Raw genomic sequence first — 15591 nt, 5'->3', positions numbered from 1 at the left:
GTAAAACACCACCGTTCAATGATATACCTATATTTTATCAAAAAAAGACTGTAAACTTCATCTCCGAAGGAGACTTTGTCTACAGTCTGAAACTCTGCACATGCAGAGTTTTTTTATTGGATTGTTTGTTCGTAGATGGGTACCCATTGTGAGTCAACGAATATTTCTAAAATATTATAATAATTCTTAAAGGTTAGGGATATCTGCGTTCTGTGATAAGATGAAATTAATAAGAAATTTTAGGAGGGCAATATGAACTACCAGTTTAACAAAATGCCTGAAGAAAAAGTTTTTAAGGATCCTGTACATCGCTATGTTCATGTCCGCGATCAGATTATCTGGGATTTAATTAAAACAAAAGAATTTCAGAGATTGCGTCGCATAAAGCAGCTTGGAACGCTCTATCTGGCATTTCATTCTGCAGAGCATTCGCGCTTTAACCATTCATTAGGCGTCTATGAAATTGTGCGTCGCATGATTGATGAAATCTTTATGGGACGCTCTGCATGGAATGAGAAAGATCGTCCGTTGGCACTGTGTGCTGCATTACTACATGATTTGGGACACGGACCATTCTCACATTGCTTTGAGAAGATATTCGACACTGATCATGAAGCGTATACACAAAAAATCATTCTTGGACCTACCGAGGTCAATGAAGTGTTATCTAGAGTGCACCCTAACTTTCCTAAAGAAGTGGCGGATGTAATTAATAAGACACATGCAAATAAGCTTGTCATATCTATGATTTCATCTCAAATTGATGCAGATAGAATGGATTACCTTCAGCGCGATGCATATTATACAGGAGTAAGCTATGGTAGTTTCGATATGGAACGTGTGTTAAGGCTGATGCGTCCGACCGAAGATGAAGTTGTGATTAAAGAAAGTGGTATGCACGCTGTAGAAGATTATTTGATGAGCCGTTATCAAATGTACTGGCAGGTATACTTTCATCCGGTAAGTCGAGGTGGAGAAGTGCTGCTTAATCGCGTCTTTAAGCGTGCCAAGTTACTATATGACCGAGGATACGAGTTTAAAGAGCCACCAAAATATTTAGTACCTTTCTTTAACTCAAATGACGTTGATGTTACACAGTATTTAAAGTTAGATGAGATGGTGATTAACTATTATCTTCAAGAGTGGATTGACGAAGAAGATGCGATACTGAGTGATTTATCTCGCCGTTTTGTTAATCGTGATCTCTTTAAGTACTTACCATTCGACGGTAGCCAGATTACCATTGCAGAGCTGACTGATCTGTTTGAAAAAGCAGGAATTGACTCTGAATATTATTTAGTATTTGACGCTTTTAGTGACCTACCTTATGACTACAACCGACCAGGCATTAATAAACGAAAGCCAATCCATCTGTTAACACGCAACAACAAAATTAAGGAAATCAGTACCCAATCTGTTATTATTAATAGTATTACCGGGTTAGATAGAAAGGATTATAAGCTATATTATCCAAAAGAGCTTATACTCAATATTCGTGATCCAGAATTAAAAGGATCGATTATTAATTTACTCAATGAACTAAATTAGAGGTGAAAAATATGGCAGATTTTCAGTTTAACATTATAAAGAATGATCCATTAGATGGGCATAAAGGCACTAATATCGGTGCAATAAGTCTTGATAACGTGGCACCTGTATTTATTGATATTAAAGAGCAGCATGCATTTATAGATATCGGAGCGATGCATGCAAGAAGTGAAGTTGAAAAACGTGTGAAATGGGTTAGTGATAAATCTGAAACAGAAGGCCCCGATGAACAGGAATACTGGCTTGTATGGGTGACCACAGAGCGCGGGGAGCAAGGACCGTATTATGCAGGCGTCACAGCATGCTATATGGCGGTGAACAAAGTGCGTAAGCGTGGCTATAAAGTGATGGCAGAACATGTGAATATGATGGATAAATCGATGAAACACCACTACATTCTTGAACATATTGATGCAGACAGCCGTCGTGTATTAAAAGACTTTTTAATACAACATGATGCACGTATGTGGGAATTGTCTGATGATGCATTAAAAGCGATGCTTTCAGAATAAAAATTGTCAAAATTATGACAATTATGAACTTCTGATTTAACGGTTGTTTTTTTTGCTTAAGAGAAGTAAGATATGAATAGCTATAAAAATAGCTAGGACACTAAAGAAAGCAGGTATTTTTATACCTGCTTTCTTTAATTTTTTATATAATATAAGCTATACTAAAAGAGTGGTGAACAGTATGGACATTGATATTCATGTATTGCAAAGTATTAAGACTGAAGAAGAGACTGAAATGTTTGAAGTTAACACAGTTGGACAACTGATCGATAAGCAGCATTCATATATTACGTATACAGAGAAGCTTGATAATATCGAAACAAGCGTTCGTGTAAAATTAGAGGAGAATCGTATCCGGATTCGGCGTATAGGCGAATTATCGATGGATTTCTTATTTGTACCTACAGAAACAACACAGAATATTTATCATATGGCAAATCAGAAAGCTGTTATGGATATAATGACAAATCAGCTCATTATAAAAAGAGAAGGCACATCTGGCCATATTTATATACAATATTCAATCACAACAAATAACACGGTCATAGGAACATATTCTTATGAACTGACATATAAGGAGAGAGCATGATGAATATCGTACAAAAGCAGAAAGAAACGTTAATTGAAGAAATTAAGCAAGCCATATTAAAAGCGGAACTTGTAACAGAAGTGCCCGAAATAAAAATTGAAAATCCAAAAGATACAAAAAACGGAGACTACGCAACAAATATTGCAATGGTATTAACAAAACTCGCAAAGCGTAATCCAAGAGAGATTGCACAAGCCATTGTCGACAACTTAGATGTTCAAAAAGCAGACGTATCAAAAGTCGATATTGCAGGGCCTGGATTTATTAACTTCTACATGGATAATGCGTATTTAACAGGAATTATTACAGAAGCATTAACGAAAAAAGTAGATTTTGGAAAAGGTGAGCCGAAGGATGAACGCATCTTAGTGGAATATGTATCTGCGAATCCGACAGGTAGCCTCCACATAGGACATGCACGTAACGCAGCTGTAGGAGATACGTTAAGTAATGTGTTATCTGCTGCAGGATATGACGTGTTACGTGAATACTACATTAACGATGCTGGAAAACAAATTGAAAACTTAGCATACTCAATTGAAGCTAGGTTTTTACAAGCGCTAGGTGAAGACAAAGCGTTACCGGCTGACGGTTATCATGGTAAAGATATTATCGAAATCGGTAAAGATCTAGCAGAGAAACATCCTGAATATAAAGATGTTGAGGAAGCTGAACGTATTAAAGCATTCCGTAAGCTCGGCTTAGATTACCAGATGGAGAAGTTAAAGAAAGACTTAACAGAATTTAATGTACATTTTGATAACTGGTTCAGTGAAACGTCACTTTATGAAAATAAAGAAATCGATAAAGCATTAGAACAGATGAGACAACGTGGTTATATCTTTGAAGAAGACGGTGCAACATGGTTACGTACGACGGAATTTGGTGATGACAAAGATCGTGTACTGATTAAGAAAGATGGTTCTTATACGTACTTCTTACCGGACATCGCGTATCACTATGACAAGATTGAACGTGGTTATGATACGTTAATTAATTTATTCGGTGCGGATCACCATGGTTATATTAATCGTCTAAAGGCATCTCTTGAAACATTCGGTGTTGATTCAAAACGTCTTGAAATTCAAGTTATGCAGATGGTACGTCTATTACAAGATGGCCAGGAAGTGAAGATGAGTAAACGTACAGGGAATGCAATTACTTTACGTGACATTATGGATGAAGTGGGAATTGATGCAGCGCGTTATTTCTTAACGATGAGAAGTCCGGACTCGCACTTTGATTTCGACATGGAACTTGCGAAAAGTGAATCTAGTGACAATCCAGTTTACTATGCACAATATGCACATGCGAGAATCTGCTCGATGTTACGTCAGGCGAAAGAAGCAGGTATCACACCAAGTCGAGACGCGAACTATGCTTTAATTACAAATGAAAAAGCATTTGAATTATTAAAGCGTGTCGCAGACTTTGAAAGTGTTATCGAGCAAGCTGCAGAGCACCGTGCACCACACCGCATTACAAATTATATACAGGACCTTGCAGCGCATTTCCATAAGTTCTATAATGCTGAGAAAGTATTAACGGACGATATTGAAAAGTCACGTGCGTATGTAGCAATGATTGAAGCAGTTAGAATCACGTTACAGAATGCATTGACACTAGTGGGTGTATCTAGTCCGGAGAAGATGTAGTTACTATTAAATATGAAGGGTGGAACATTTAGTTGTCCCATCCTTTTATTACGGGGAGCCTAAAATGAAAAGAATAATCACTCTATTGATAACTTTATGCGTATTAACGGGATGCAACGGACAAACAAACAACGTAAAGGAAGAACGTATTATTTCATTGATGCCGAGTAATACTGAGATTCTTTATGCACTTGGTATGAAAGAGGAAATGGTTGGTGTGTCAACCGTTGACGACTATCCGAAGGAAGTTAAAAATCTTGAAAAATTTGATGCAATGCAGTTGAACTACGAAGCGTTGTTAAAAGCAAAACCGACGATAGTCTTTGCCCATGAATCGATGACCTCTCAAGAAAAGGTCTTAAAGCGCCTAAATAATAAAGGAATTAAAGTGGTGATGGTAAAAGATGCTCAAAACTTCGATGAAATGTATGCGAGTATCGATCAGATAGGTAAAGCTATACATAAAGAAAAAGAAGCGAATCAACTTGAAAAGAAAATTAAAGAAGATATAAAACAAGTGATTGGTGAATATCACAACAAACTGGCTGATAAAAAAGTGTTAGTAGAAGTGTCGCCAGCCCCTGAGATTTATACAGGTGGTAAAGGGACGTTGTTCGATGACATGATTCACCAGCTCGGTAGTGTCAATATCTTTCATGATATCAATGGATGGCAGCCAGTAAATTCAGAAGCCATTATTAAACGGAATCCTGATGTTATCATTGCAACAAGTGACTTATCGGATGAAGCATATAAAGCTTCAGTAGAAAAACGTGGGGGATTCAGCAATGTTAACGCAGTGAAGCGTGATGCCGTATACACCATTGATGCAGATGAAATTTCAAGGCCGGGTCCCCGTATCGCAAAAGGGTTAAAAGAACTTGCTGAAACGATACACGATGCACAATAAACGCTTGTTTTGTATCATATTATGTATCATTTGTGGTCATTTATTTTTTGATAATGGTTGGCTAGATTTAACGGATCCACTTAACAGGTCTATATTGTTAGAAGTACGTATCCCGCGTGTCATTATGGGAATTATTGCGGGTGTTGTTTTGTCGTTAAGTGGTTTAACTTTTCAAATTATATTAAGGAATAATCTTGCGGATAGCTTTTCCCTTGGTATTGCAAGTGGTGCAAGCCTCGGTAGTGCATTTGGTGTAATTACAGGACTATCGCTTGTGATGATTGCGGTCAGTGGGATCGTGATGAGTTTAGTCACATTGCTCGTTGTAATACTGCTTAGCATGATGATTAAAGTAAGTCATCAGTCGGTATGGGTTGTACTAACCGGAATGTTCATTAATTTGTTCTGTTCTAGCGTACTGTATATGCTTATACTTTTTGTGCCTGATAAAACTAGGGATATTATGAATTATCTCTTTGGCACTCTTGATAATGTATCTCTGAATGAAGTGGTCATTGTACTCCCTATCAGTATCATAGGGATATTATTACTTTATTATTACCATAAACCGTTAGAATTACTGTCGCTAGGGCAGGAGCATGCACATGTATTAGGATTAGAAGCCGCGCGGTTTATGTATTTGTTATTGACGATTGCAAGTGTTACAACAGCAATATTGATTAGTTTCACAGGTATTATTGGATTTGTTGGAATGGTTATTCCGCCATTTGTGCGTTTCTTTATGCGTGGAAATTTTTTGAGTAAGATGCATACGACAGCCTTACTTGGCACTATACTTATATTGCTTGGAGATTTCCTGGGAAAAGTTATCGTGCCTCCTGTACAAATCCCAGTGAGTATTATGATGTGTCTCATTGGATTACCTTTATTATTCATTACTACAGTCAAACAAATGAGGGTATCTCGAGATTAATTGCATCAAACTCGCAAGTGTCAGCGCATTGGTAATTTTACCGTGCGCTATTTTTCTGTATATTTCTGATAAGGGTATATGATATACATTGATATCTTCAAATGTTTCTAGTTGATTTGCGGCTATATAATACGCATCCTTTACATATAACGTATAGAGTTGGTTTGTAAAAAGTGCTGGGTTAGGGTGCATCGTACCAATGATTTCAGGCGTACCTGTATACCCTGTTTCTTCTTCAAGCTCTCGCATTCCAGCTGCGATAATATCTTGTTCTTCTATAATTCCTCCAGGTAACTCTAAACTGTAATCTTCGATACCGATTCTATACTGATGAATAATAATGATATCATCTTTACATCGTGCGATAATATTAATCCAATGTGGTGCCTCGATCTGATAGAATTCAGCAGTATTTGAGTTATAGCTAAATTGAGTGGTCATGACTTTAAAAATCTTATAATCTTGTTTTCCTATTAATTTTCTTTTTACCCACATCGTTTTCGCCCCCTTTGTATATGATAACAGTGTATCAGATAGGGTATAATACTGCTAATGGAGGGGTAATATGGTTAAAGCGATAATATTTGATATGGAATCTGTATTGTTAGATAGGAAGTTATCACTTGAGCGTTTTTTAGATGCACAGTATGAATATTACAGAACTTATTTTACTGAAGTGCAAAAGCAGGATTTTATAAACTACTTTATAACATACGATAAAGAAGGTGCAGTTCCTGTTAAACGTGTGTATCAGGCTGTTATTGATAAACTCGGTATTACTTACATTGAAACACGTGAACTTATGCAGGATTATACGGTAAATTTCCCCAAATTCGCTTCAGAAACGGATGCTATGAAGGAGACTGTGACTAGACTGCAAAATAGAGGTTATAAAATTGGAGTGATTGCCACGGGTGAATATGAGCATGAACGTTATATTATCGATGTTCTGGGTATAGAAAATTATATTACCCATACAATCATTACAGAAGAAAATACGATTGGTAAAACACAGTTAATCGAGATGTGTCGTGCATTAGACACAAGACCTCAAGATACATTATTTGTAACAGGTGATGAAATTGTGGATACAGTCGGTATAGAGATACAACTGATAAATACTAAAGAAATAAAAATACATACGATGATAGAATTATTAAATGTTTTAGACGAGGAGACGAATACATGACGATGATGAATTGGGACGAACCAGCAAGTGTAGAAGGTGGAATATTTGAGAAGATAGAAGTAAGCGCCCCTGTAACTGTAAGTTCAAGTATTGAAGCAAATGAAATAACGATACATAAGACAGGAACACTTACTGTACAAGGAAAAGTCAATGCACCATTTATTCGTATTTTTGGTACATTGAATATAGAAGATACCCTTGAAACAGAACAGCTGACAATCGATAAAGATGCAGAGCTTGGAGTAAATGGTGATACAATATCCGCATCTATCCTTAACAAAGGGCGTCTACAAACAGAAGGTGGAATGCGAAGTGATAAATTTGATTCAACAGGGGTAGTTGTTGCGCGTGGACCAATAAACGCAGAACGCTTTAAGTCAACAGGCTCATTACAACTCGATAATGATCTGACTGTACAGGCGGCGGAGATTATTGTTAGTGAAGTCAGTAATATCCGTTATTTAAATGGCGGGGAAGTACAAGTTAAAGCGGAGCGTGAAATGTTACTATTTAAAGACGAGGATTCTAGATTATCTGTACGAGAAATCGATGGCTCAGTCTTGACACTAGAAAATGTTATTGCAGAACTTGTACGTGGAGATAATGTTACAATTAAAAATAACTGTACAATTAAGACAGTGGAGTATACTGAAAGTTATAATTATGATGAATCGTCAGATGTGCATGAATTTGCGAAGATTAAAAGATAACGAGGTGTTTTATGGAGCTTGCATTAACAAATAACGATGTCGCAATACACTATACAATTAGAGGGAAAGGTTATCCACTTGTCATGATTCATGGCCAATTTATGAATACGTCAATGTTTGATTCATTCAACGATGCTTTTAAAGATTTCCAATTAATAAAGATCGATCTAAGAGGGCACGGCTTGTCTGATAAACTGACGTCTATTACAATGGATGGTTATATTGAGGATGTGCTAACAGTGCTGGATAAGCTGTTTATTAAAAATGCACATTTTATGGGCTTTGGCCTTGGCGGGATGGTTGCAGGTAGTATTGCTGCAAAGTATCCAGAGTATGTGAATCGCCTTATAGTTATGAGCGTCGGTCAACAGAGTTATTATGAAGCAGAACAAAAATTTCATTCTAAGTATGCAAGCATAATTAGAACATTCTCACGCTCTAAACGTAACGAAGTGTTGATGGATTATATGTATCATGATATCAAGGCTGTTAAGAAATACTATAAGAAAATGATTGAACCATCTAATGGACTGACAGACAAGGAAGAAGATGCAGTAATATTATCTACAATTGATTTTAATGTAGAAGACTTTAAGTTCATTACAGCACCAACGCTGATTTTAAATGGGAAGTATGATGAGCTTATTCCTCAGGATGAAGCTGAAACGATACATCAATATATCTCGGACAGTAAGCTTATTACATTTGAAAAGAGCGGGCATGCGATGCTGTTTGAAGAAAAAGAACACTTTGAAAAAGAAGTTTTGGATTTCTTGAAACAAGAATAAAAGGGGAAAAATATGGACAAACAATATGATGATGACACCTTATTCCAAAAATATAGTGAGATGGAACGTTCGAAAAATGGTTTAGAAGCCACCGGTGAATGGGAAGCCTTTAAATCTTTGTTGCCCAATCTAGAAGATGCAGCGGTATTAGATTTAGGTTGTGGTTATGGATGGCATTGTCAATATGCGGTTAAGGCTGGTGCTTCAAAAGTGGTAGGAATAGATGTTTCTGAAAAGATGTTAAAACAGGCTAAGCAGCAACCTGACGCCGATAAAATTACATTTCTTGAGCAGTCTATGGACGAGATGAATTTTGAGCCCCACGAGTTTGAAGTAGTGATGAGTTCACTTGCGATTCATTATATGCCTTCATTCAAAGATGTCGTCGAACAAGTAAAAGAAGTGCTTACGATTAATGGCACATTTATTTTTAGTATAGAACATCCTGTTTATACAGCTGAAGGCTCTCAACAGTGGATATATGATGAGGAAGGGAATAAATTATATTGGCCGGTAGACAATTACTATAAAGAAGGAGAACGTGAGACGAATTTTCTTGGAGAAGAAGTTCGTAAATACCATCGTACATTATCACATTATTTGAGTGTGCTGATTGATAACAACTTTGTTATTAAGGGCATTGATGAACCTGAACCTAGTAAAGATATGCTTGAGTCCAATCCTGAAATGAAAGATGAACTCAGAAGACCGATGATGCTAATTATATCTGCTAGAAGAAAATAGTAATAAATACAATGCACACCCTCCAATTCATTTGAAAGGTGTGCGTTTTTTACTTAAGTCGTGTATTCTCTGATTAAGAGAACCTCTAAACTTTAAATTATGTCTATAAAGTGACTTTACAAAGGGTCCATCAATGAGGACATCAATATCATCTAATATATATGCAAAAGACGAACGTGATATCCATTCAATCATATAACCGGACCAGAGCCATATGTCTTTAGAATGTCCGAAATGCTCTCTTACTGAATGTATGAGTTCGCTTGTAAGTTCAGCATTCTGCAACGGTTCTCCACCGAGAATAGAAAGCCCTTGGATATAGTTGTGATCTAATAATGCTATAACCTCAAGTTTAAGTGCTTCTGACCAGGGCGTTCCTTTATGGAAGTCCCATATACTTGCATTGTAACAACCTGAACAGTGAAAGCTGCACCCTGAAATATATACGCTGACACGAACGCCTTCACCGTCAACCATTGATGCTGGCATAATCTTTGCGATATTACTCATACTGAACGCATATGTTTAACTCGAGATTGTATTTCCTTATGGCGCCCTTTAATCATCGGTCGTTTCAGCGGTTGACCTAAATAACCGCAAGTGCGCTTAATCACATCGGTCGTTTCGGGATCAGTATTATGGCAGTGCGGACACATAAAGCCATCTGCAGTCGCTTCGAATTCTCCTTCAAATCCACACTCAAAACATTTATCAATCGGTAAATTCGTTCCTAAGTAACCGACCTTATCATAGGAATAATCCCATACTGCTTCAAGCGCTTTTAAGTTATGCTTCAAATCAGGGTATTCACAGTAATGTATAAAGCCACCTAACGAATGTTTTGCAAAGCGTTGTTCAAATGACAGTTTCTCAAATGGAGTAACTGTCTTTCTCGTGTCGTAGTGAAAGGAGTTCGTATAATAGCCTTTATCCGTAATATGCTCTATCGTACCAAACTTCTCGTAATCTAAAGTGCAGAAGCGGTGTGTGAGTGATTCACTTGGTGTACCATATATACTGAATTGTACATCATACTGTTCCGTTAATTGTTCTGCATACTGTTTCATCGTGATTAATACTTGCTCCACGAAGGATTTAGCTTTCTCATCAGTTTCCCAGTTCGGGTGGAATAAAGCTGCACCGACTTCATACAGTCCGATATAGCCGATACTTATAGTTGCTCGTCTGTGGGTGAACAGTTGTATAACATCATCGTCTGGACGCAGTGATTTACCGAATGCACCGTGTAGATAAAGTATCGGTGCATTTTCAGTGGTAGCATCTTTAAGGCGATGGATACGATATAAACAAGCTTCTTTTACGATATCTAATCGGGTTCTTAATATTGATAAGAACTGCTCTGTATCTTTTGATTCGAGGGCGATTCTAGGAAGATTCAACGTTACAACACCCAAATTGCAACGACCGCTATTAACAGCCTTCCCATCTTCTTCGTATAGATTTAAGAAACTGCGGCAGCCCATTGGTACTTTGAAGTCACCGATGAGATCGGTAAGAGCTTTGTAATTCAATATGTCTGGATACATTCTTTTAGAAGAACATTGTAATGCAAGCTGTTTAATATCGTAATTTGGATCCTCTGCTTTGAAATTAACTCCGTCTTTAATACTGAAGACAAGTTTAGGGAATATTGCAGTAACCTTTTCTTTACCTAAACCTGCTAGTCTATTACTTAGAATTGCGTGCTGAATCATTCTCGCATAAACATCTGTACCAAGTCCAAAACCAAATGTTACAAATGGAGTCTGCCCATTGCTCGTATATAAAGTGTTGATTTCATATTCTAATGACTGCATTGCATCATATATATCTTTTTCTGTCATTCTCTTAACGTAGTCATCCTGCAAATGCAGCGTAACGAATTGCTCAGCGTTACGTTTGTGATTTAATGCGTTAAGCTGAGCGAATTTTCTCAATACTTCATCGATACGATCTATAGAACAGCCACCATACTGGCTACTACTGACATTTGCAATGATCTGACTGATCTGTGCTGCAGCGGTTTGAATAGATTGTGGTGGATTAACATGTGCATTTCCTATAACGAAGCCGTTCTGTAACATGTGGTCGATATCTATTAAACAACAATTTGTCATAGGTTGGTAAGGATGGTAATCTAGATCATGAAAGTGGATTTCTCCTTTAACGTGAGCCTCCTTGACATGCTCAGGTAACATGCTTAATCCAATATGACGTGCGACAGTCCCGGCAGTTAAATCTCGCATCGTAGTAAAACGCTTTGGGTCTTTATTTGCATTCTCATGGATTACGTCACTCTCTTCATCTGTTAAACGTGAAAGATCTTCTTGTAAACGTTCTATGACTTTACTCATTCATATTCGTACTCCTTATCACTATATATAGTATTTGATTAATATGTTAACACTATATAAAGTGTGTGTTTCAATATTCACAATTACTACAATAATTCGTCATAATTCTGTTGGATTGCGTGATTTTTGATACATGTCATTCAATTTATATATTAGAAGAAAGCAATGAGGTGAAGATAAAATTGCTTTATCTCATTGCTCTTATGATTCAGAAAGTTTTATATAGAATTTATTTTTGGTACAATTAAGTAAGTTTGCATGTCTGAATGAAGACGATTATTATACGGAGGCATATATGACACATAATGTTCAGAATTTAACATGGTATTTAGAGTCATTATCTAAAGAAGAACTTAAAGATATTTGCAGAAATTTTGATATTAAAGGATTTTCTTCAAAGAATAAAGATGAACTTATTGAGTTGATTCAAAGTACGTACTTTGAAGATGACCAACTACTGACACGATTATTACAAGAATTATCGAGCGATTATAAGCTCATCTTTTATGAGCTTGCAGTAAGTGATAATGAAACTGTAAGGTTTAATCGAGATATTCCGGATACATTATTTCTATTCTATCCTGAAGCAGATGAACATCTCGTAATTCCAAAAGATGTGAAACAACATTTCAAGCAATTTATCGAAACTCATCCGGATATTAACAGTGATATCCAGCTGATAGAGTTCTATCATAGTGCGTTCAATTTATATGGATTTGTAAGTTTAAAGCAGCTCGCAAAACTTCAATATAAATATAAAGGACTTCAAAAAGATGAACAGACAATCAAAGAAGAAATAACACGCCTATTACCTGAATATAAAGATTTAATTCAACATAGAAGTGTTAAACATCGCGATTTAGCACAAGTTAACTTGAATATGAAAGCTTTAACGCATGGTAAGAAGTACTATGAGCCAGCTACTGAATCGGAGTTTCTGAACTACAAAGATCCTTACTTTACTGAACCATCAGAAGCGATAGAGGCACTGAGAACATTGTTAGATGACATGGTAACAGAAGAATATAGAGGAACATATACAGCACAATTAATCACAGACACAATTATATTTGGTCTACGTGCAAATGATACACCGGAATTCATATTGAAGCATATACAGCAGATTGAAAATAGTGGATTTTTAAAAGTAGAGAACCGTACATTACCTGAGTATATCGCTCGTGCAATCATTGATACACGTCTTTGGTCTTTAAATGGGCACAAGCCACAGCAGAAAAAGGAACGTAAAGTCGTACAGGTTAAACAGAAAAAGAAAAAAAGAAAGAAGAAATAATATACACTGAGGAGGAAAAGTACCTTTGAATAAAACAACTACAACAATTTGGAATAGAGCATATAATATATTAAATATTGCTGTTATTTTTATGATTATCATAAGATTAGTAACACAAGTAAACCTGAATTTATTAATCGTATTATCTTTCGCAGCACTATTGATATTAGGATTACTAGATAGTCTCGATAGAAATGCATTTAAAGAAAATATGTTCAGACACGTGTTCGATCTTATACTGCTTATATTATTTAGTTCACTGTATTTTGGAGGTTAATCGCATTATGAAATAAAAAATTGTGAAGAATGTTGGATATTCTTCACAATTTTTTATTGTTCAGGTAAAGGCGAGACATCTGCTAGCCGCACAGTATCATGACTCACAAACTGGAGTTCGTCGAGATAAATTGTAATATAACGTAATAATCGAAGTAAAGTTTGTTCGTCATTATTTGTTTCCATGATACGATTGTAGTTGAGCGCACTACAACGCAATCGCATAAAAGAAGGGGCCTCCTGGTACTGTAAATTCTTGTATATAGAACAGCTCCATTTATTATTAAAACGATCGAAGATTTCATAGTCTTTTATTGCTTCTATCGTAGGCACCTCCTTTTATTTTATTAGAATATAACATGTAAAATGAAAAAATAATACATTAATATAAAAATATAATGTTACACAATATATTTGCGTGATAAATGTCACAGAACAGAAATTGAGAAGATTGTGATATGATAAAACTAATAAAGGGGGTGCTTATGAAATTAATAAAGTATCAATGGCCGTTAATAATATTATTACTTACAGCATGCAGTCAAGATGATACTCACACAAGTGAGATGGTGAAAAAAAGTACGACAAATGCACAAGAAAGTTTACCTGTTAAACAAACTTACAAAGTAGCATATAAGGGTCTTGCTGAGTCAGCAATGAAACAATTGATGAAAAAAATGCCGGAAGCATATAATTCACATCAATATCAATTAATTCAGCCTTATATTAAAGCGGGTTCAGAAGCGGATAAGTATATTAAAAATAAACTGAATACAGGTATGTTTGATAATTATAAGATTCAATCATATAGCATTGAATCTATAGAAGAAGATAATAAGCATCACGTTCATATAAAGCTATCAAGAATAATGAAATCTAATGGAACAAATAATATTGAAAGTAAAGTCGTCACTGTATATGACCTCTCTTACAATAAAAAACATAAAAGAATGGAAGTTTACGACTTTAATGATTATAGCGTAACGCCTGTAGTAAAACAGCGCATACAGCAAGTTACAGATATTGATGATGCAATAGAAAAAGTCAGAACAGAACATATGGCACGTTTATCAAAAGAGAATCCAGATAAACAAGTCGTCTTAATTGCCGGAGATGATGAAGAAGATGCAGGTGGCAGTTATTTCAAAGTAAAAGCAATTGATAAAAATAGTAATTTTTTAATCCAGACGTTTAAAATATATAAACATAATGGATTACTGGTTGGAGAATAACAAGCGTGACACGAGTGTTTGCTCGTGCCACGCTTGTTTATTGAATAAAGTAAAGTAAAGCAATGAAATGACATAAAGCCCCAAGTATTATAAAGAAATGCCAGATCATATGAAAGTAGTGGCGGTTTTTCTGTGCGTAGAACTATGCACCTATCGTATACATTAACCCACCAGCGATAATAAGCAGTATAAAAGTCAAACTTGCTTTATTAATTAACGATGGAAATAATACAACACCAAGCCAGCCCATGACTAAATACATGGCAAGACTTACTTTTGGATTCACATGTTTCGCTGTTGCTTTATAGACGATACCAGCAATAGTAATAACCCACTGGGTAATCATAATCGTGATGCCGAGCTTTCCACCAACCAGACTTAATGCAACAGGTGTATATGTACCCGCGATAGCGATATAGATCATCGCATGATCTATAATTCTCATCACTAATTTATGAATAGATTTCGGTGGCATTAAGTGATAGATAGATGATGAGATAAACATTAGAAATATGCTGATTAAAAATACGCTGATACCGAAAGAAAAAAGGCTACCGTGCTGGATATATGACTGTACCGCAAAATAAGGAAGCGCAAATAAGATGAGTAGAGCGGGAACACCGTGAGATACAGAGTTACCAATTTCTTCTCCGAATTTTAGTTCTTTTATATCATGGAAATTATATTTTGGTGCAGTAGGCTTCATACAATTCATCCTTTTTATTAAATAATGAGATAATTATATCATTATTAATGGATAGATACGAAAATTAGCCAGCAAATGATAAAATAATGAACCTCGTATATAATATTGCAAAATTATTACAAGATTCATTAATATGATAGCAAAATAATA

At 35.9% G+C, this 15591-nt stretch carries 17 protein-coding genes and 1 pseudogene; 13 read left to right on the top strand and 5 right to left on the bottom strand.

Translation table 11 applies throughout. The features are described 5' to 3' along the window. The first annotated feature begins 252 nt into the window (after window positions 1–252). The 6 genes from CD152_RS08785 (at window position 253) to CD152_RS08760 (ending at window position 6148) form a co-directional block, all read left to right on the top strand. Entirely contained in the window at window positions 253–1548 is a 1296-nt protein-coding gene (locus CD152_RS08785) for an HD domain-containing protein (protein ID WP_101141145.1), read from the top strand. An 11-nt stretch (window positions 1549–1559) separates the two neighbouring features. After that, the gene (locus CD152_RS08780; RefSeq protein WP_041636208.1) at window positions 1560–2060 is read left to right on the top strand and encodes a YwhD family protein; all 501 of its coding nucleotides are present in this window, start codon (window positions 1560–1562) and stop codon (window positions 2058–2060) included. 181 nt (window positions 2061–2241) lie between these two features. Next, window positions 2242–2649, top strand: a complete 408-nt coding sequence (locus tag CD152_RS08775; protein WP_103214662.1) for a YwiB family protein — start codon at window positions 2242–2244, stop codon at window positions 2647–2649. After that, a complete protein-coding gene (argS, locus tag CD152_RS08770) occupies window positions 2649–4304 on the top strand; it encodes an arginine--tRNA ligase (RefSeq protein ID WP_101141138.1) in 1656 nt (551 codons plus the stop codon). Before CD152_RS08775 ends, argS begins: the two co-directional genes overlap by 1 nt. 64 nt (window positions 4305–4368) lie before the next feature. Continuing rightward, window positions 4369–5214, top strand: coding sequence for a heme/hemin ABC transporter substrate-binding protein (locus tag CD152_RS08765; RefSeq protein WP_101141136.1), 846 nt, complete (start codon window positions 4369–4371; stop codon window positions 5212–5214). Next, window positions 5186–6148 carry a FecCD family ABC transporter permease gene (locus tag CD152_RS08760; protein WP_133422284.1) on the top strand — a complete coding sequence of 321 codons (963 nt, stop codon included), beginning with the start codon at window positions 5186–5188 and terminating at the stop codon, window positions 6146–6148. Before CD152_RS08765 ends, CD152_RS08760 begins: the two co-directional genes overlap by 29 nt. On the opposite strand, the gene CD152_RS08755 is transcribed toward CD152_RS08760, so the two are convergent. Beyond that, window positions 6104–6643, bottom strand: a complete 540-nt coding sequence (locus tag CD152_RS08755) for an NUDIX hydrolase (RefSeq protein WP_101141132.1) — start codon at window positions 6641–6643, stop codon at window positions 6104–6106. The genes CD152_RS08760 and CD152_RS08755 overlap by 45 nt on opposite strands. A gap of 70 nt (window positions 6644–6713) precedes the next feature. Between CD152_RS08755 and CD152_RS08750 the strand changes: the two genes are divergently transcribed. From CD152_RS08750 to CD152_RS08735, 4 genes are read left to right on the top strand one after another with little or no spacing between them, the layout of a single operon-like run. Beyond that, entirely contained in the window at window positions 6714–7337 is a 624-nt protein-coding gene (locus tag CD152_RS08750) for an HAD family hydrolase (protein WP_103214661.1), read from the top strand. Then, a complete protein-coding gene (locus tag CD152_RS08745; RefSeq protein WP_101141128.1) occupies window positions 7334–8047 on the top strand; it encodes a hypothetical protein in 714 nt (237 codons plus the stop codon). The genes CD152_RS08750 and CD152_RS08745 overlap by 4 nt, the downstream gene beginning before the upstream one ends. Window positions 8048–8058: 11 nt before the next feature. After that, entirely contained in the window at window positions 8059–8835 is a 777-nt protein-coding gene (locus CD152_RS08740) for an alpha/beta fold hydrolase (protein ID WP_101141126.1), read from the top strand. Between the two features lie 12 nt (window positions 8836–8847). Further along, window positions 8848–9579: a class I SAM-dependent methyltransferase gene (locus CD152_RS08735; RefSeq protein ID WP_101141124.1), complete on the top strand. Its 732-nt coding sequence runs from the start codon at window positions 8848–8850 to the stop codon at window positions 9577–9579. Between the two features lie 27 nt (window positions 9580–9606). Here CD152_RS08735 and nrdG read toward each other — a convergent pair whose 3' ends face one another. Continuing rightward, window positions 9607–10089 (bottom strand): anaerobic ribonucleoside-triphosphate reductase activating protein, encoded by a 483-nt coding sequence (nrdG, locus tag CD152_RS08730; RefSeq protein ID WP_101141122.1) that lies wholly within the window; start codon window positions 10087–10089, stop codon window positions 9607–9609. Further along, complete coding sequence (nrdD, locus tag CD152_RS08725; protein WP_169926182.1) at window positions 10086–11921, bottom strand: anaerobic ribonucleoside-triphosphate reductase; 1836 nt, start codon at window positions 11919–11921, stop codon at window positions 10086–10088. The genes nrdG and nrdD overlap by 4 nt, the downstream gene beginning before the upstream one ends. A gap of 307 nt (window positions 11922–12228) precedes the next feature. Between nrdD and CD152_RS08720 the strand changes: the two genes are divergently transcribed. Further along, a complete protein-coding gene (locus tag CD152_RS08720; protein WP_101141118.1) occupies window positions 12229–13227 on the top strand; it encodes a Rho termination factor N-terminal domain-containing protein in 999 nt (332 codons plus the stop codon). A gap of 25 nt (window positions 13228–13252) precedes the next feature. Then, complete coding sequence (locus CD152_RS08715) at window positions 13253–13504, top strand: hypothetical protein (RefSeq protein ID WP_101039928.1); 252 nt, start codon at window positions 13253–13255, stop codon at window positions 13502–13504. Window positions 13505–13557: 53 nt separating this feature from the next. On the opposite strand, the gene CD152_RS11920 is transcribed toward CD152_RS08715, so the two are convergent. Continuing rightward, complete coding sequence (locus tag CD152_RS11920; RefSeq protein WP_157820149.1) at window positions 13558–13728, bottom strand: hypothetical protein; 171 nt, start codon at window positions 13726–13728, stop codon at window positions 13558–13560. A gap of 260 nt (window positions 13729–13988) precedes the next feature. Between CD152_RS11920 and CD152_RS08710 the strand changes: the two genes are divergently transcribed. After that, the gene (locus tag CD152_RS08710) at window positions 13989–14735 is read left to right on the top strand and encodes a TcaA NTF2-like domain-containing protein (RefSeq protein ID WP_101141116.1); all 747 of its coding nucleotides are present in this window, start codon (window positions 13989–13991) and stop codon (window positions 14733–14735) included. Window positions 14736–14772: 37 nt separating this feature from the next. On the opposite strand, the pseudogene trhA reads toward CD152_RS08710, so the two are convergent. After that, window positions 14773–15441, bottom strand: a pseudogene (trhA, locus tag CD152_RS08705) (PAQR family membrane homeostasis protein TrhA). Between the last annotated feature and the right edge of the window lie 150 nt (window positions 15442–15591).

The sequence above is a fragment of the Macrococcoides caseolyticum genome (assembly GCF_002902665.1).
Lineage (GTDB): Bacteria > Bacillota > Bacilli > Staphylococcales > Staphylococcaceae > Macrococcoides > Macrococcoides caseolyticum.
This window is presented reverse-complemented; position numbering and strand designations above follow the sequence as displayed.